Here is a 16,303-nt window from a genome sequence, read left to right on the forward strand (position 1 = left end):
CGCCGCCGAAAGAGCCGATGGGCGAGGCCTGGTTCATGGGTAGCGAGCGGGAGATGTACACCGGTCTGATGCAATCCGATCCGCAGGACTGGCCCAGTCGCGAATTGCGGGACGCACTAGAGGCGCTGACGACCGGGCCGAAGGCTTTCGGCCATATCGACGAATGGAGCGAGTGGTTCGAGTTCCTGCTGCCGCGCGTACTCGAGCGCGCCGACGATCGCGATGTCTACGAGCTGCTGGTCAGCGCGGTGTTCGTGCATTGCCTGGACCCGGCCCTGCCCGAGTTCCCGCCTCGCTTCCGCATGGACCTGCTCGACACCTTGGGTCGCAGGTTGATGGCGCCGTCGTGCTGGAGCGATGGTCACGCAGGCGGCAGCGACGGGCTGTTGCAGCCGCTGTCCAACACCTATTACGGGCTCGAAGCCCATGGTGCCTTCTCGGCGGCCTGTTGCTTGGTGCTGCGATACCTGGACGCCGAAGCCGTCGACGGCTGGCTCGCATCGGTGCTCGCCATCGACGACGCGGCTTGGCGTTGCGTCTTTGTGGTCTGGCTCGCGGGCGCCAGCACCTTGGTGCTCGATGCCGGGCAGCCCGATCGCCTGGAAAACCCGCAGCATCTGGATATCGACTGGAATTGGTCCTTCTTGCACGACGGCAGCGATCCCTCTCGCAAACTTGAGCCTGATGCGCCGCAGTTCGCCTTCTTTCCCGAACCGCAGGCCCAAGCCCTGCGGGCGGCGCTCAAGCGACACCTGGACCTCGCCACGATGGTGCGCTGGGGCGAGCAACTGACCGCCCTGCCCCTGGCCGACGTTGATCGCACCACCACCCTGTGGCAATACGACGCCGCCGTACTGCATGTGGTCGAGCGCTACGGTCTGAACTGAGCCTAGCGATCACAAGCGCTCGTCGGTCCGCGCGAGATCGGTGCCAGCGCGGCACCAATCTCGCGAACCGCAGACTAGACCTGAGCCCCGGACGGCACGCCGCGCGCCGCCTTCGCCTTCACGATGGTCGAGGACCGCATCGTCGCGATCCAGATCATCGCCGACCCGGCGCGGATGGCCGCAGCGAACGTCGCGCTGCTCGATTGATGCTTCGAACATGGACGCAGCGGCGGCTTGTTCGAAGCCGCCGCCGCAGGTGCCGCGGTCACTGTATGGGATCGCAGCGCCGGTTGTTCGGAATGCAGCCCTTGCCGGGACAGGGCCTTGTGCAACGTGCGCAGCTCGCGCAGGCGGACAAGGCGCCGCCGCTACGAATCTCAGGGAGTGGCGAGCTTCAAGCCGACCAGGCCGGCCACGATCAGCAGCACGCTGATCACGCGCAGCGCGTTCACGGGCTCGTGGAACAGCACGATGCCGAGGATGACGGTGCCGACCGCGCCCACGCCCACCCAGATCGCATAGGCGGTGCCGACCGGCAGCGTCTTCATGGCGATGCCGAGCAGGCCCAGGCTGATCGCCATAGCGGCGACCGTGCCCACGGTGGGCCAGAGCTTGCTGAAACCGTCGGTGTATTTGAGGCCGATGGCCCAGCCGACCTCGAACAGGCCGGCGAGTACGAGAATGATCCAAGGCATGACAGGTCTCCTTCGCGATGGGGCCGTCCCCGGGCGACTGGAGAGGCGGGGTCGTCCCCGCTTCCTGCTTGCCCGTGGATTATTTCACGGGCGCCAGGCGCTGGCGCACCGCTTCGAACAGGGTCACGCCCGTGGCTACGGATACGTTCAGGCTCTCGACGGAGACGCCGTCGGCGCCGCCCGGCATCGGGATCTTGACCAGTTGGTCGCAGTTCTCGCGGGTCAGGCGGCGCAGGCCGTCGGATTCGCCGCCCAGCACCAGGCCGACGTTGCCGCGCAGATCGATGTCGTAGAACGAGGCCTCGGCCTCACCGGCCAGGCCGTACAGCCACACGCCCAGCTCCTGCAGCTCGCGCAGCGAGCGCGCTAGGTTGGTGACCGGAATGATCGGCACGCTGTCGGCGGCGCCGGCCGAGGTCTTGCGCACGGTGGCGTTGATCTGCACCGCGCGGTCCTTGGGGATCACCACCACGGTCACGCCGGCCGCGGCCGCGCTGCGCAGGCAGGCGCCGAGGTTGTGCGGGTCCTGCACGCCGTCCAGCACCAGCACCAGGGCACGGCCCTGCGCGGCTTCGATCAGGCCCTGCAGCTCGTTCTCGCTCCAGGTCTTGGCGGCGGCGTAGCGCGCGACCACGCCCTGGTGGCGCAGGCCGCCGGCAACGCCGTCCACGGCCTGGCTGGCGACCTTGCGCACGTCGATGCCGACGCGGCGCGCATTGCTTTCGATCTCGGCCAGGCGCGGGTTCTTGGCGCCGGCTTCGATCAGCACCTCGCGCACGTTATCGGCGTCGTGCTCGATCGCCGCCGAGACTGCGTTGATGCCGGCGATCCATTGTTTCTGGCTCATGGGGGTTCCGTAGACGGGAGCAACGCCGGCCGGCACGGGCCGGGCGGCGGGAGGACGAGGGGGGAGATTCTAAGCCAGCGGGGCGCGGGAGGCCCGTTTGCGGCGCTTCCTCCCCCGCCGCGCGAGGTTCCCCCCTCGAAAAAGGGGGCTACGGGGGAATTGCTTTTGCTCTGGCCCCGCGAACAGCAAATCCCCGGCGCCCCGCCTTCAGCACCCGCATCGAGACTGAGCTGGGCGCTCGCCCCCCGTCGACAACGGGGGGGCGAAGGCTACCGCTCAGTACTTCTGCTTGCTGCGTTTGGCCGGCTGGCCGCGCGGCGGCAGCGGCTTGGCGCCGCGGTCCTCGACCAGCTTGAAGTCGATCTTGCGGTCCTCGACGCTGGCCTTCATCACCACGATCGAGACCCGGTCGCCGAGACGGAACTCGCGCGCGGTGCGCTCGCCCTGCAGCGTCTTGCGGATCGGATCGAAGTGGTAATAGTCGTGCGGCAACTGGGTGACGTGGATCAGGCCGTTGACCTTGGATTCGTCGAGCTCGACGAACAGGCCGAAGCTGGTCACGCCGCTGATGGTGCCCTCGAACTCGCCGCCGACGTGCTGCTCCATCCAAGCCGCGCGGTAACGCTCGTCGACCTCGCGCTCGGCTTCGTCGGCGCGGCGCTCGCGCTCGGAGCACTGCAGCGCCAGCGCCGCCATCTCGCGCGGCGAGTACAGGAATTGGTCCGGGCGCGCGCCGGTCAGCGCGTACTTGATCGCGCGGTGCACCAGCAGATCGGGATAGCGGCGAATCGGCGAGGTGAAATGCGCGTACGCCTCCAGGGCCAGGCCGAAGTGGCCCAGGTTGCCGGGCGCGTACACCGCCAGGCTCTGGCTGCGCAGCAGCACCGACTCGATCAGGGCCGCGTCGGGGCGCTCGCGCACCTTCTTCAGCAGCTCGGTGAAGTCGCGCGGCTGCACCTGCGGCCACGGCGGCATGCGCAGCTTGAACTCTTTGAGGAACTCCTGCAGATCGGCGTACTTCTGCTCCGGCGGGCGCTCGTGGTTACGGTACGGCGCCGGCACCTGCGCGCCGATCAGGTACTTCGCGGCCTCGACATTGGCCGCGATCATGCATTCCTCGATCAGCTTGTGCGCGTCGTTGCGCTGGAGCATGCCGGCCTGCACGACTTCGCCGCGCTGGTCCAGCACGAAACGCACTTCGCTGGATTCGAACTCGATCGCGCCGCGGCGCTGGCGCGCCTTGGACAGCACCTGGTAGAGCTGGTGCAGGCGTTGGATGTTCGGCAGCAGCGACCCGATCTGGCCCAGCGCCTCCTCGCGCGCTTCCGGCTCGACGCCCTCGCCCACCGCGTTCCAGACCTGGGTGTAGGTCAGGCGCGCGTGCGAGTTCATCACCGCTTCGTAGAACTTCGAATGAGCGACCAGGCCTTCGCGATCGATCTGCATGTCGCAGACGAAACACAGGCGATCGACCTTGGGCTTGAGCGAGCAGATGCCGTTGGACAGCGTCTCCGGCAGCATCGGCACCACGAAACCCGGGAAGTAGACCGAGGTCGCGCGGCGGATCGCTTCTTCGTCCAGCGGCGTGCCCGGACTTACGTAATGCGAGACGTCGGCGATCGCGACCACCAGACGGAAGCCGTCGCGGTTGGGTTCGCAATAGACCGCGTCGTCGAAGTCCTTGGCATCCTCGCCGTCGATGGTGACCAACGGCGTCGCGCGCAGATCGACGCGCTGCGCGGCCACCGCCGGCGGCACGGTCAGCGGCACCGCGGCGGCCTCGTCCAGCACCGGTTGCGGGAACTCGTGCGGCAACTCGTGGCCGTGGATCGCGGCCTGCACCGCCAGCGACGCAGTCAGGCGTTCGCCCAGCACCGTCAGTACGCGGCCGATCGGCGGGCGCTTGGCGTCCGGCGCCTGCACCAGCTCGCAGACCACCAACTGGCCGTTCTGCGCCTCCAGGCGCGAGTCCGGCGGAATCTGCACGTTGCGCTGGATGCGGCGGTCGTCGGGCACCACGTAGCTGATGCCGGACTCGACCGTGTAGCGGCCGATCAGGCGGTTGAGGCGGCGCTCCAGCACTTCCACGATCGCGCCTTCGCGGCGGCCGCGGCGGTCGACGCCGGTGACGCTGGCTAGCACGCGGTCGCCGTGCATGGCCTTGCGCATCTCGAACGGCGGCAGGAACAGATCGTCGCCGCCGCCGGCTTCCGGACGCAGGAAACCGAAGCCGTCGGGATTGGCGATCACCACGCCCGGGATCAGGTCCATGCGCGCGGCGGGCGCGAATTCGCCTTTGCGGTTCTGCAGCAGCTGGCCTTCGCGCAGCATCGCGGCCAGGCGCTTGCCGAGCGCGTCGAAACGGTCCGGCGCGCTCAGGCCCAGGGTCTCGGCCAGCGCCTCGGCGCGCATCGGGCCGTCGGCGCCGGCCAACAGCTGCAGGATGGCTTCGCGGCTGGCGATGGGCTGCTCGTAACGGCTGGCTTCGCGTTCGGCGTAGGGATCGTTGTAGGCCGGCGCGGCGCCGCGCGCGCGCGGCGCGGAGGCCGGGGCCGCATCGCCCTTGCCGCGCTTGCCGCCCTTGCCGGGTGGGCCGTGTTGCAGAGTGTCGGGCAGCCAGGGCGGTCGCGGTGCGGCGCTCTTCTTGCCGCCCCCGGGCTTACCTGCGCCGGGCTTGCCTTTCGCCGGCTTGCTGCCGGCCTTCGCGCTGTTCGCGCGGGTGGGTGTGCCGGGCTTGCCCCCGGCCGGGGTCTTCTTACTCATCGCGGCATGGTCGCACATCGCCATGAAAGCGGCGTCGTCGGGCGCGTCCGACGACGTCGCGCCGCAGGGCGGGATCAACCCATGCGATGGCCGCCGCGCGAGGGCGCGTCCTGGCCGCCCTGGCCCTGGGTCTGTTGCTGGCTCTGCTGTTGGCTTTGCTGCGCGCCGATCTGTGCCAGCTGCTCATAGCTTTGGCTGGCGGGCACGCGCGCGGCCTGGCCGGCCTCGACGTGGCTGTAGAAGTGCGGACCGCGCTCGCCCGACGGCGAATGCATGGCGAACACATGCACCTCGCCGGTCGCGGTCGGGTGGCCGATCGCGACCCGTTCCAGCGCCAGACCTGGAGAGTCGAGGCGATGCCGGCACAGCAGCTGCGCGGAGATGTTGTCGCACTGCTCCGGGGTCCAGCGCCCGTCGGCCGCAAGCACGCCGTTTATCCGGCCGAGCGCGGCCTGTTCGACGTGCCCGACGCCCGGCGCGCCGTCGCCGTCCAGGGACAGGTCCGCGCGCCGCTGGCCGGGGCGCAGCGCGGGCATCCGCGGATCGACGGTCAACAGGCACTTGGGCCCGCCGCCCCGGTCCATGTTGAGATCGATCACGCCGTTACCGCGATTGACGCGCTGCAAATCGTCGCGATCGACCGCGCTCCAACCGCCGTTCAAGTAGGCGTGGCCGTTACCGCGGGTATCCCAGGTCACGAAATTGTTGCCGGACGCGTACACGCCGTTGCTGACGAAACGCCCGGGCTGCTCGCGACTCAACTGGGCCTGCTGATAAGAGCCGCCGCGATCCAAGGCATCGATGAAAGGCAGCGCCTGCTGGTAGTTGGCGAACAGGCGCCGCACCGTACCGTACTCGCCGGGCAGATTCGGGTGCTGAGGATCCCGGTCCAGCCGGTTGGGGCGGACCAACGGATTGTCCAGCACGTTGTCCCAAGCCGCGTGCAGGGGATTGCCGGGGTGCGAATTGCGCAGCGCGTTGACCACGCGTGCGCCTTGCAAGGCCTTGTCGCGCCCCTCCTCCAGATAATCGGTGCGCGAGGAACTGATGGCGCCGATCGCGTTGCTGACCTGGTCGACACCGCGATAACCGCCGCGCGCGATCGTGTTGAGGATCGGGCCGGCCTCGTTTTCGTTCTGGTTGTAGACCTTGGCGACCATGGCGACCAGACGGACCTGATCGTCCTCCGAGGCGTTGCGGTAGAGCTGGCTGCGTCGCAGCGGCTCGATCGCGTTGTCCATGAGCTTCTCGACCTGGGCCACGTCGCGGTTGTGGCCCCAGGTCACGCCGGCGTCGGAGGCCAGAAAGCCGTTCAGGCGCCTGCGCACGTCGGGGTCGAGATCGGTACCGCCCTGCCGATTGATCTCATGCCCTTGCCGGCCCAGATCGGAAATCGCCTCCGCGGCTTCTGCCGGGGTCAGGACCGCCGCCTGCCGGCTCTGGCGCGCCCAGGCCTGGTAGGCGTTGACCAGGTCCGCGGGCACGTTCTCGCCGCCGCGAACGCTGGGTTGATAGTGCTGGCCCAGATCGATCTGCACGGTACCGAAGGTGTAGCCGCTGTTGGCGGCCACCTCGATCCGGGGAGTGCGCGGGTTATCGCCCGCCACCGCGAGCCGGAAGGGGGTCTCGCCGCTCTCGGAGGTCACGCCGACCGCGAAATAGATGGTGGCGCGGATCTCGTTATCGGTCAGACCGCGGCGCGCGGCAGGCTGCTGGTTGTTGTCGGTCATGGGCGCCCCTCCTGGGCTCACTCATCGCAGACTTCTTCCGAATCGGTGACCGGCACCTGATTGGCAGGCTGACGATCTAGGGTGAGATATTCGTCGACCATTTCGCCTTCCCGGCGATACCACACCAATCGCTCGCCGCTGCGAACGAAATAAGCGGTGTTGGGCGTATAGGCCGGACAGCGCGCGTAGCCGCCGCGCTGCTCGGTCGTCGTGCAAGCATCTACTTCCAGCTTGCCGTCCTTTTGCGCGCCGCGAAAACTGCCGTCCGAGCCCCAGATGTCGGTGCCGTCGCTCCAGGTCCCGGTATAGCCATCGCCATCGCGCGTGAGCGTGATGCCGACATAGTGGCCCTTGTAGCAGCGGGTGCTGAAACCCCAGTCGCCGGCGAACGCATCGGCGCCGGCGTCCGTCGCGGCCGCTTTCGTCGTCGGTCGCTTGTGCTGCGCCGAGCAAGCGCCGCCCGACAAGGCCAAGCCGGCCAGGCACAGCATCGTCCAGGCCTTGCGCCGGACGCTTCGATCGAACATTCCGTTCTCCTTGTGGCTGCCGCGCGCCTCGAAGCCGCAGGCGGCCTCGTTCCACTGGCCACAGGATAGCGCCGGTCGCCGCCGGCGGGCAGGCACGGGCGCCAGCATGCGGCGGGCCGACGCGCTGCGCGCGCGGCGTTCCCCGCCTTGGAGCACTCAGCGGCAGTAACGGCCATGGCAATGATCCGCCTGCAGGTCGGGGAACGTTTCAAGGAAATCCGCAGGTCCGTCGGCGAGACCGTTGCAAGCATCCGCAGCTAATTCCCTGAGCAGATGCACGGGCCACTGCCTGGCTGCCCGACGGGTCTGCAAGCGGCTCGCGCGGCAGATATTCGAAACCGCCCGCGTCGACGCCCGTGGCGATACTGGAAGCGCTGTGGGTGCTGTTCCGTCGTCGGCGAGATCGTCGCCGCGGTGTTGGATGTCGTCGGTGTCGTCCGTCGACGCAGATCAAGCCGTCGTCGCCGGGGCCGACTGTGATTACCGGGCCGCTACCACGAGGCGGCCGCCACGCCAATTGCAGCGGCGAGTCGTTCCTGCGCCCGATCGGCCTCGGCGACCCGGTGGCCGCGTTCGTGGTGCGCTCGATCGAGGGCGGTCCCGCCGGCTGTTCGCCGGGGGCCACTGCGCGGCACCGCGCTGTCGCCGCTGCGGGGCGCCGCGCTGCGCAACTAAGACCAAGTGCGCTATCCATGCGCCGGTGCGCGCCGGGCCCTGAAAACGAAAAACCCCTGATTTCTCAGGGGTTTTTCTGAATAGTGGTGCCCAGGAGAGGACTCGAACCTCCACGGTTTTACCCGCTAGTACCTGAAACTAGTGCGTCTACCAATTCCGCCACCTGGGCCTATCGCAACGCCGTTGGCGCTGCGAGGAGGCGTATGTTGCGTTGCGGTGAGGCGGCTGTCAACGGTTTTGTCACAACGCCGGCTCAACGCCGAAATCGGCAAGGCCGGCGCTCGGCCGGGGCTGGGCACAGGCCCCCTACACCGCGCCGCGCAGGTTACGGCGCCGCGCGTGCGGACCAGGCGAAATCGCAGCCACGGCTCAGTACGGCGACGAGTAGAATCGTGAGGTCACGCCTTAGCGAGTTGATTGCGTTCCATGACTGACTCCGTACGTCCGGTGTTCCACGGCTTCGAACAGATCCCGCTGCGCGAGTACGCCGAGCGCGCTTACCTCGATTATTCGATGTACGTGGTGCTCGACCGCGCCCTGCCCTTCCTCGGCGACGGCCTCAAGCCGGTCCAGCGCCGCATCATCTATTCGATGAGCGAGCTCGGCCTCAACGCCGGCGCCAAGCCCAAGAAGTCCGCGCGCACCGTCGGCGACGTGATCGGTAAGTACCATCCGCACGGCGACAGCGCTTGCTACGAGGCCATGGTCCTCATGGCCCAGCCGTTCTCGTACCGTTACCCGCTGGTCGAGGGCCAGGGCAACTTCGGTTCCAGCGACGATCCCAAGTCGTTCGCGGCGATGCGCTACACCGAGTCCAAGCTGACCCCGATCGCCGAAGTGCTGCTGGGCGAGCTCGGCCACGGCACGGTCGATTGGGTGCCGAACTTCGACGGCACCCTGGAAGAGCCGACCTGGATGCCCGCGCGCCTGCCGCATCTGTTGCTCAACGGCACCACCGGCATCGCGGTCGGCATGGCCACCGACGTGCCGCCGCACAACCTCAACGAAGTCGTCAGCGCCTGCGTGCGCCTGCTCGACGACCCGGACGCGACCACCCGCGACCTGTGCGAGCACGTGCTGGGGCCGGACTATCCGACCACCGCCGAGATCATCACCCCGCGCGCCGACCTGATCGCGATGTACGAAACCGGCCTGGGCAGCGTGCGCGCGCGCGCCACCTGGGTGAAGGAAGCGCAGAACTTCGTGATCACCGCGCTGCCCTACCAGGCCTCGCCGGGCAAGATCATCGAACAGATCGCCCAGCAGATGCGCGCCAAGAAGCTGCCTTGGCTGGAAGACCTGCGCGACGAATCCGACCACGCCAATCCGACCCGGATCGTGCTGGTGCCGCGCTCCAACCGCGTCGATGCCGAACAGCTGATGGGCCACCTGTTCGCGACCACCGACCTGGAAAAGAGCTACCGCGTCAACATCAACGTGATCGGCCTGGACGGCCGTCCGCAGGTCAAGGGCCTGAAGACGCTGCTCAGCGAGTGGCTGGTGTTCCGCACCGACACGGTGACCCGCCGCCTCACCCATCGTCTGGAAAAGGTCGAGCGCCGCCTGCACCTGTTGGAAGGTTTGCTGATCGCGTTCCTCAACCTGGACGAGGTGATCCGCATCATCCGCAGCGAGGACGAACCGCGTCCGGTGCTGATGGAGCGCTTCGGGCTCAGCGAGGACCAGACCGACTACATCCTGGAAACCAAGCTGCGCCAGCTCGCGCGCCTGGAGGAAATGAAGATCCGCGGCGAACAGACCGAGCTGGCCAAGGAACGCGAGCAGCTGATCGCCACCCTGGGCAGCAAGGCCAAGCTCAAGAAGCTGGTGAAGGACGAGCTGCTGGCCGACGCCAAGAAGTTCGGCGATGCGCGCCGCTCGCCGCTGGTCTCGCGCGACGCCGCGCAGGCCTTGTCGGAAACCGAGCTGGTGGCCAGCGAGCCGATGACCGTGGTGCTCAGCGAGAAGGGCTGGGTGCGCGCGGCCAAGGGCCACGACATCGACGCGGCCACCCTGAGCTATCGCGACGGCGACGGCCTGCTGGGCTCGGTCAAGAGCCGCAGCACGCAACAGGTCGCGTTCCTGGATTCGACCGGACGCGCCTACTCGACCGTGGTCCATGGCCTGCCCTCGGCGCGCGGCAACGGCGAGCCGCTGACCGGGCGCTTCTCGCCCGCGGCCGGCGCTTCGTTCCAGGCCCTGGCCAGCGGCGACAACGACAGCCGTTTCGTGCTCGCGTCCAGCCATGGCTACGGCTTCGTGACCCGTTTCGAAAACCTCACCGGCCGCAACAAGGCCGGCAAGGCCATGCTGTCGCTGACTCCGAACGCCAAGGTCCTGCAGCCGGCCGCGGTCGGCACGGTCGAGGCCGACCGGGTGGTCGCGGTGACCAACGTCGGCCACCTGCTCGCGTTCCCGGTCTCGGAGCTGCCCGAGCTGGACAAGGGCAAAGGCAACAAGATCATCGACATCCCCAAGGCCAAGCTCGGCACCGAGCGCGTGGTCGCGGTGGCGGTGGTCGCGCCGGGCACGACGCTCAGCGTGCGCTCGGGCACGCGCACCATGAGCCTGTCGTGGAAGGACCTGGACGCCTACGTCGGTGCGCGCGCGACCCGCGGCGGCCTGCTGCCGCGCGGATGGCAGAAGGTCGAAGGCCTGTCGGTCGAGTGAGCGCAGCGGCATGAACGCGGAATTCTGGCAACAGCGCTGGCGCGAGCGACAGATCGGTTTCCACCAGGACCGTCCGTCGCCGCTGCTGCTCAAGCATTGGCCGTCGCTGGGGCTGGCGCCGGACAGCCGGGTGTTCGTGCCGCTGGCCGGCAAAACCCTGGACATGGCCTGGTTCGCGTCGCAGGGCCATCGCGTGCTCGGCGTCGAGCTGTCTCGGATCGCGGTCGAAGAGTTCTTCGCCGAGCACGGCCTGACGCCCGAGGTGGAGATGTCGCGCTACGGCCGCCACTACCGCGCCGGCGCGATCGAGCTGATCTGCGGCGACGCCTTCGCGCTGGACGCCGCACTGCTGGCCGATTGCGCGGCGGTGTTCGACCGCGCCGCCTTGATCGCCCTGCCGACGCCGCTGCGCGAGCGCTACGCGGGCGAGCTCTACCCTCGCCTGCCGTCGGGCTGCCGCGGCCTGTTGATCACTCTGGAGTATCCGCAGCACGAGAAGCAGGGCCCGCCGTTCTCGGTCGTAGAGCAGGAGGTCTACCGCCTGTATGCGCCGGACTGGCGGCTACGCACGCTGGAACGCCGCGACATCCTCGCCCAGCAACCGGCCTTCATCGCCGACGGCGTGACCGCGTTGGACACGGTGGTTTACGCGCTAGAGCGCAACTGAGGCCCGAGGCCGCCTCGCTGTGGGCGGCCGGCGGCGCCCGCGCCCCTCGCTTGGCCTGACGCAACTCTCGATTGGCCCGATGCCGCGCCGCGCGCGCGATGCGACGAAGCGCCGGAATCGTGGCATGAACGACGGCCACGACGACGCCTGAAGATCCGACACTAGGCACGACGGCCATGCGGCCGTCTTTGCCGCCGGCGACGGCCACCGACGCGCATGCGAAGGTCCCGCCGCAGCGCTCCTTCGGACGCTTCGGTCAGGAACGGCCGCTGCCGGCATTACCCACCTAAGAACGCAAGGATCTGCGTCCATGAAGCATTCCCACTCTCGCCTCGCCCTGATCGCCGCGGCCCTGTTGCTGCCCCTGACCGCCGCGGCGACGCCGCCGCCGGACGCCACCGAGCGAATCCCGATCTGCAACGGCGGCTACTTCGCCGAAATGTCGCTGGACTTCGGCAACACCGGCACCACCGCTACCGTGGCCGCCAAGGCCAAGGTGGTCAGCTCACCGGTCGGCCCCTTTCCGCCCGCGCCGCCGTATTACGCGGTCTACGCCGCGGCTTCGCACCGTCCGGACGCGGGCTCGGCCTGGTCCACCAACGACCAGAACCTGGAAGGCGTCTCGTCCTACCCGGCCTCGCCGGCCAGCGCGACCAAGATGGCGTTCCGCTCCGCGACCTGCGAACTGGCCGGCAACGCCGTGGTCAGCGTGCATTGCCCTAGCGGTCAGTGGGAGTACAAGACCCTGGAACGCATCTGGGTCGGCTGCGGTCTTTAAACGCGTTTGAGCCGTCGCCACGAACGGGCGCCGCCGATGCGGCGCCCGTTTCGTATGCGAGCGCGATGGCTCAGGCCTTCGCGGCTTCGATCAAGCCCTGCGCGATCGCCTCGGCGTTGGAGCGCAGCAGGCTGGGATTGACCTGCATCGCGAACTCGCCGGTTTGCGGATGCGGCCGGGGCAACAACAGACCGCGCTGCTTGGCGCGCTCGCGGAAGGCCTGGGGGTCGCCGGACACCGCCAGGAAATAGCGGCTGGTGCCCGCGGGCAGCTTGCGCGATTTGAAGCGACGATCCTGCGCGAGCAAGGCCAACAAGCGATCGGTGAGCTGCCAGGCCTGCGCGTAGTCGGTCTCGTAACGGTCCACGTACTGCGCGGCCACCGCGACCGCCGGCCAGGCCTGCGGCAGGGAGCCGCCGAACATGCGCCGGGTGTGATACAGGCCGTCGATGAAAGCCGAGTCGCCCGCCAGGATGGCCCCCGACATGCCGTTGAAGTGCTTCCACAACGACACGAACACGGTATCGAACAAGGCCGCGTGTTCCTGCAGGCTGCGCCCCGAGTGGTACGGCAGATTGAACAGCCGCGCGCCGTCCAGATGCAGACGAATGCCCTCGCCGCGCGCATAGGCGCTCAGACGCACCAGCTCGTCGTAATCGGCCATCTCGTGATCGCGGCGCCGCACCGGCGACTCGATCGAGACGACGCCGATCTTCATCGGCACGCGCCCCCCGGCGGAACGCCCGACCCAGTCGCGCGCCTCGTCGACGGTGATGGTGCTGCGCCCCGGCGCCAGCGGCACCAGGTTGAGCCCGCTGAGGATCTCGCCGCAGTCGCCGCTGTCGTTGTAGAAATGGCTTTCGGCCTGCACCAGCACGCGCCGGTCGGCGCCGGCCAGCTTGCGCAGCGCGATGTGGTTGGCCAGCGTACCGGTGGGCACGAACATCGCCGCCTGCTTGCCCAGTTTCTTGGCGAAGCGGGCTTCCAGCTCGGCGACGATGCCGCCGTTGGAATAGTTATCGGCCTCGATACCGGCGCCGGCGCTCATGCGCTCCAGCAGCACCGCGTACTCGCGCGAACTCAGACCCAGGCCGTCGTCGTAGAAATTGATGTGTTTGAACAAGTCCGCGTCGGCGTCGCCGGCCGCGGCCGGCGCGGCCGTCGCTTGCGCGAGCACGGGCGAGACCGCCGTCAAACCGCTTACCGCGATGAATCGGCGTCTGTCCATGCGCGCATCCGGAATTGGGGTGTGCGCGATCATACTCCAGCGCATTCGTTGCGCAGTTCGCGTGCGAATAGGCACGCGGCGAAAACCTTGTGCCGCGCGCGCGACAACCCAACGTCGGCGCCGATGGCGTCGCCCGGTTGGAAACTGCTGGACGACCGCAAATCGCGCACGTCGCGTCGCTCTGGAACGCTAGACTCGATCGCGATGCGCGCCACGATGCGCGCGTCGCCACGGCCGGCGACGGCGTCCGGCACAGGAGCGCCGGACAAGAAGATTCGCTGTCGCCGACGCTACCCATACCACGCTAAGGATCAGCCGCATGAATCAGCACCGCACCCGCGTTTCCGCCGCGATTGTCGCCGCATCCCTGCTCGCCCTGCCCCTGGCCGCCGGCGCCACGCCGCCGCCGGATGCGAGCAGCGATATCCTCGTCTGCAACGGCAAGTATCTGGTGAGCCTGGACCTGGACTTCGCCGAAGGCGGCGTCGATGTCAGCGTCGCCGCCAGCGCCGACCTCAACCCGGCCGACGGCTTCAGCCCGCCGCCGGAACCGCCGCGCTGGTACTCCGCGTACGTAGTGAGCTCGCATCGCGACAGCGCGCACCCGACCTGGGACAGCCACAGCGAAACCGTTAGCGGCAACGGCTCCTATCCCTCGCAGGCGCCGATCGCGAGCTACTGGACTTGGATCGGCGCCGGCTGCGAACTCAAGGGCACCGCCACCGTCAACGTCGGCTGCCCCGGCGGCAGCAGCGAGACCAAGACCCTGACCCGCACCTGGGTCGGCTGCGGCTTCTGACGACCGCATCGCAGCGGCGTTGGCGCCGCTGCGACCCGTCGCGCACGGGCGCGGCCACTGCCGCGCCCGTTCCGTCGTACGGCAGGCTCAGACCAAGGCCGCTTGATGCACGCCGGCGACCGCACGCCCCGACGGGTCGGCGGCGTTGGCGAAGGCCGCATCCCAGGCGATCGCGGCCGGCGAGGAACAGGCGATCGACTTGCCGCCCGGCACCGTCTCGGCGCAGGCCGTGCCCGGGAAATGGCGCTCGAAGATCGAGCGGTAGTAATAGGCCTCCTTGGTCTGCGGCGGGTTGATCGGGAAGCGACCCGGCGCCGCGGCCAGGTCGCGGTCGCTGACCTGGGCCTCGGCATGCGCCTTGAGCCCGTCGATCCAGCCGTAGCCGACGCCGTCGCTGAATTGTTCCTTCTGCCGCCACAGGATGGAATCGGGCAGATAGCCTTCGAAGGCCTCGCGCAGCACCGCCTTCTCGATCCGGCCCTTGCCGGCCATCTTGGCCTGCGCGTCCATGCGCATCGCCACCTCCAGGAACTCGACGTCCAGGAACGGCACCCGCGGTTCGACACCCCAGGCCATCATCGATTTGTTCGCGCGCAGGCAGTCGAAGCTGTGCAGGGCGTCGAGCTTGCGCACCAGCTCTTCGTGGAACTCGCGCGCGTTCGGCGCCTTGTGGAAGTAGAGGTAGCCGCCGAAGATCTCGTCGCTGCCCTCGCCGGACAGCACCATCTTCACGCCCATGGCCTTGATCCGCCGCGCCAGCAGGAACATCGGCGTGGACGCGCGGATGGTGGTGACGTCGTAGGTTTCGATGTGCTGGATCACGTCCGGCAGCACGTCCAGGCCTTCCTCGAAGGTATAAGTGAAGCCGTGGTGCACGGTGCCCAGCGCCTGTGCCGCGATCTCGGCCGCGGCCAGATCGGGCGAGCCGGCCAGGCCGATCGCGAACGAGTGCAAGCGCGGCCACCAGGCCTCGGCCTGGTCGTCCTCTTCGATGCGACGGCGCGCGAACCGCGCCGCGCAAGCCGCCACCAGCGATGAATCCAAGCCGCCCGACAGCAGCACGCCGTAAGGCACGTCGCTCATCATCTGCCGATGCACGGCGCGCTCGAAGGCGGTACGCAATTCTTCCTTGCTGACCTCGACGCCGCGCGTGGCCTCGTAGTCCCGCCACGGCCGCTGGTAGTACTTCACCGGCACCCCGACCTCGCTGTCGTAGTAGTGGCCGGGCGGGAACGCGGCGACGTCGTCGCACAGGCGCGCCAGCACCTTCATTTCCGAGGCCACCCACAGGCGGCCGTCGGCGTCGTGCCCCCAGTACAGCGGGCACACGCCGAAGGGATCGCGCGCTATGACGTAACGCCCGCGCGCCGCGTCCCACAGGGCGAAGGCGAAGATGCCGTTGAGGCGGTTCAGCAGCTCGCCCAGGTCGCCGCCCTCGCGGTAGAGCGCGTTGATGACCTCGCAGTCGGACTTGGTCTGGAACGCGTAGGGCGCGCGCAGCTGTTGCTCGAGTTCGCGGTGGTTGTAGATCTCGCCGTTGACCGCCAGCGCGAGCTCGCCGTCGGCCGAACGCAGCGGCTGCGAACCGCCGGTGGGATCGACGATGGCCAGCCGCTCGTGGACCAGCAGCGCGCGCGGATCGACGCTGACGCCGGACCAGTCGGGCCCACGGTGGCGCTGGCGCGCCGACAGGGACAGGGCCAGCGGCCTGAGCGGTCTCAGGTCGGCGCCGGGGCGGAGGTCGAACAGGCCGAGGATCGAGCACATCGGGGGAATCTCCAGTGAGGTTGAATTGCTTTTCTTTGAATCCCCGGCCATGGATGGCCGGGCTCTTGTTCAAGGACGAACGATCAGTAAACAACCCAGAAACGAAAAAGCCCGCGCTTTTCGGCGCGGGCTTCGTTGACGATTAAGAGCGTATGTTGCGCGCGCTAATCGCCGGCCCGCGGGAGGCTGGCGTTATTGCGATTGTTATTGTTCGCCGCGGCCACGGCCGCGCGGCCGCGGAGGGCGGCGCTGCGGCTCAGGGCAGTGGCG

13 protein-coding genes and 1 tRNA gene are annotated in these 16,303 nt (G+C 68.5%); 5 read left to right on the plus strand and 9 right to left on the minus strand.

Annotated features, from left to right (window positions below):
• Positions 1-17 precede the first annotated feature (17 nt).
• Entirely contained in the window at positions 18-887 is an 870-nt protein-coding gene (locus tag ASD69_RS07895; RefSeq protein ID WP_157499080.1) for a hypothetical protein, read from the plus strand.
• 74 nt (positions 888-961) lie between these two features.
• Here ASD69_RS07895 and ASD69_RS21820 read toward each other — a convergent pair whose 3' ends face one another.
• The 7 genes from ASD69_RS21820 to ASD69_RS07925 all read right to left on the minus strand — a co-directional run bounded on the left by ASD69_RS21820 (position 962) and on the right by ASD69_RS07925 (position 8,293).
• Positions 962-1,219: a hypothetical protein gene (locus ASD69_RS21820; protein WP_157499081.1), complete on the minus strand. Its 258-nt coding sequence runs from the start codon at positions 1,217-1,219 to the stop codon at positions 962-964.
• 45 nt (positions 1,220-1,264) lie between these two features.
• Positions 1,265-1,582 (minus strand): quaternary ammonium compound efflux SMR transporter SugE, encoded by a 318-nt coding sequence (gene sugE / locus ASD69_RS07900; RefSeq protein ID WP_056176021.1) that lies wholly within the window; start codon positions 1,580-1,582, stop codon positions 1,265-1,267.
• A 79-nt stretch (positions 1,583-1,661) separates the two neighbouring features.
• Entirely contained in the window at positions 1,662-2,429 is a 768-nt protein-coding gene (gene rlmB, locus ASD69_RS07905) for a 23S rRNA (guanosine(2251)-2'-O)-methyltransferase RlmB (protein WP_056176024.1), read from the minus strand.
• Positions 2,430-2,705: 276 nt separating this feature from the next.
• A complete protein-coding gene (gene rnr, locus ASD69_RS07910; protein ID WP_343123525.1) occupies positions 2,706-5,216 on the minus strand; it encodes a ribonuclease R in 2,511 nt (836 codons plus the stop codon).
• 50 nt (positions 5,217-5,266) lie between these two features.
• Positions 5,267-6,922 (minus strand): hypothetical protein, encoded by a 1,656-nt coding sequence (locus ASD69_RS07915; protein ID WP_056176027.1) that lies wholly within the window; start codon positions 6,920-6,922, stop codon positions 5,267-5,269.
• A gap of 17 nt (positions 6,923-6,939) precedes the next feature.
• Positions 6,940-7,557 (minus strand): hypothetical protein, encoded by a 618-nt coding sequence (locus ASD69_RS07920; RefSeq protein ID WP_056176030.1) that lies wholly within the window; start codon positions 7,555-7,557, stop codon positions 6,940-6,942.
• 651 nt (positions 7,558-8,208) lie between these two features.
• Positions 8,209-8,293: transfer RNA gene (locus ASD69_RS07925), tRNA-Leu, on the minus strand.
• Positions 8,294-8,550: 257 nt separating this feature from the next.
• On the opposite strand from ASD69_RS07925, the gene parC reads away from it, so the two are divergent.
• From parC to ASD69_RS07940, 3 genes are all read left to right on the plus strand, one after another.
• Positions 8,551-10,794, plus strand: coding sequence for a DNA topoisomerase IV subunit A (gene parC, locus ASD69_RS07930; protein WP_056176034.1), 2,244 nt, complete (start codon positions 8,551-8,553; stop codon positions 10,792-10,794).
• 10 nt (positions 10,795-10,804) lie between these two features.
• Positions 10,805-11,461: a thiopurine S-methyltransferase gene (locus ASD69_RS07935; protein WP_056176039.1), complete on the plus strand. Its 657-nt coding sequence runs from the start codon at positions 10,805-10,807 to the stop codon at positions 11,459-11,461.
• A 310-nt stretch (positions 11,462-11,771) separates the two neighbouring features.
• Positions 11,772-12,239: a hypothetical protein gene (locus ASD69_RS07940; RefSeq protein WP_056176042.1), complete on the plus strand. Its 468-nt coding sequence runs from the start codon at positions 11,772-11,774 to the stop codon at positions 12,237-12,239.
• Positions 12,240-12,309: 70 nt separating this feature from the next.
• Here the strand turns inward: ASD69_RS07940 and ASD69_RS07945 are convergent, their stop codons facing one another.
• Positions 12,310-13,467, minus strand: coding sequence for a beta-eliminating lyase-related protein (locus tag ASD69_RS07945; protein ID WP_056176045.1), 1,158 nt, complete (start codon positions 13,465-13,467; stop codon positions 12,310-12,312).
• A 319-nt stretch (positions 13,468-13,786) separates the two neighbouring features.
• Here ASD69_RS07945 and ASD69_RS07955 point away from each other — a divergent pair, with 319 nt between their 5' ends.
• Entirely contained in the window at positions 13,787-14,266 is a 480-nt protein-coding gene (locus ASD69_RS07955; protein ID WP_056176051.1) for a hypothetical protein, read from the plus strand.
• An 87-nt stretch (positions 14,267-14,353) separates the two neighbouring features.
• Here the strand turns inward: ASD69_RS07955 and asnB are convergent, their stop codons facing one another.
• Complete coding sequence (gene asnB / locus ASD69_RS07960) at positions 14,354-16,033, minus strand: asparagine synthase B (RefSeq protein ID WP_056176054.1); 1,680 nt, start codon at positions 16,031-16,033, stop codon at positions 14,354-14,356.
• Positions 16,034-16,303: the final 270 nt, after the last annotated feature.

It is taken from the genome of Lysobacter sp. Root604, from assembly GCF_001427505.1.
In the GTDB taxonomy this organism is placed as follows: domain Bacteria; phylum Pseudomonadota; class Gammaproteobacteria; order Xanthomonadales; family Xanthomonadaceae; genus Lysobacter.

Excerpts from the sequence above, each read along its gene's own strand:
- rlmB (WP_056176024.1), bottom strand. The coding sequence starts at position 2,429 with ATGAGCCAGAAACAATGGATCGCCGGCATCAACGCAGTCTCGGCGGCG.
- ASD69_RS07935 (WP_056176039.1), top strand. The coding sequence starts at position 10,805 with ATGAACGCGGAATTCTGGCAACAGCGCTGGCGCGAGCGACAGATCGGT.
- parC (WP_056176034.1), top strand. The coding sequence starts at position 8,551 with ATGACTGACTCCGTACGTCCGGTGTTCCACGGCTTCGAACAGATCCCG.
- asnB (WP_056176054.1), bottom strand. The coding sequence starts at position 16,033 with ATGTGCTCGATCCTCGGCCTGTTCGACCTCCGCCCCGGCGCCGACCTG.
- ASD69_RS07940 (WP_056176042.1), top strand. The coding sequence starts at position 11,772 with ATGAAGCATTCCCACTCTCGCCTCGCCCTGATCGCCGCGGCCCTGTTG.
- ASD69_RS07955 (WP_056176051.1), top strand. The coding sequence starts at position 13,787 with ATGAATCAGCACCGCACCCGCGTTTCCGCCGCGATTGTCGCCGCATCC.
- rnr (WP_343123525.1), bottom strand. The coding sequence starts at position 5,216 with ATGGCGATGTGCGACCATGCCGCGATGAGTAAGAAGACCCCGGCCGGG.
- sugE (WP_056176021.1), bottom strand. The coding sequence starts at position 1,582 with ATGCCTTGGATCATTCTCGTACTCGCCGGCCTGTTCGAGGTCGGCTGG.
- ASD69_RS07920 (WP_056176030.1), bottom strand. The coding sequence starts at position 7,557 with ATGCTGGCGCCCGTGCCTGCCCGCCGGCGGCGACCGGCGCTATCCTGT.
- ASD69_RS07915 (WP_056176027.1), bottom strand. The coding sequence starts at position 6,922 with ATGACCGACAACAACCAGCAGCCTGCCGCGCGCCGCGGTCTGACCGAT.
- ASD69_RS07895 (WP_157499080.1), top strand. The coding sequence starts at position 18 with ATGGGCGAGGCCTGGTTCATGGGTAGCGAGCGGGAGATGTACACCGGT.
- ASD69_RS07945 (WP_056176045.1), bottom strand. The coding sequence starts at position 13,467 with ATGGACAGACGCCGATTCATCGCGGTAAGCGGTTTGACGGCGGTCTCG.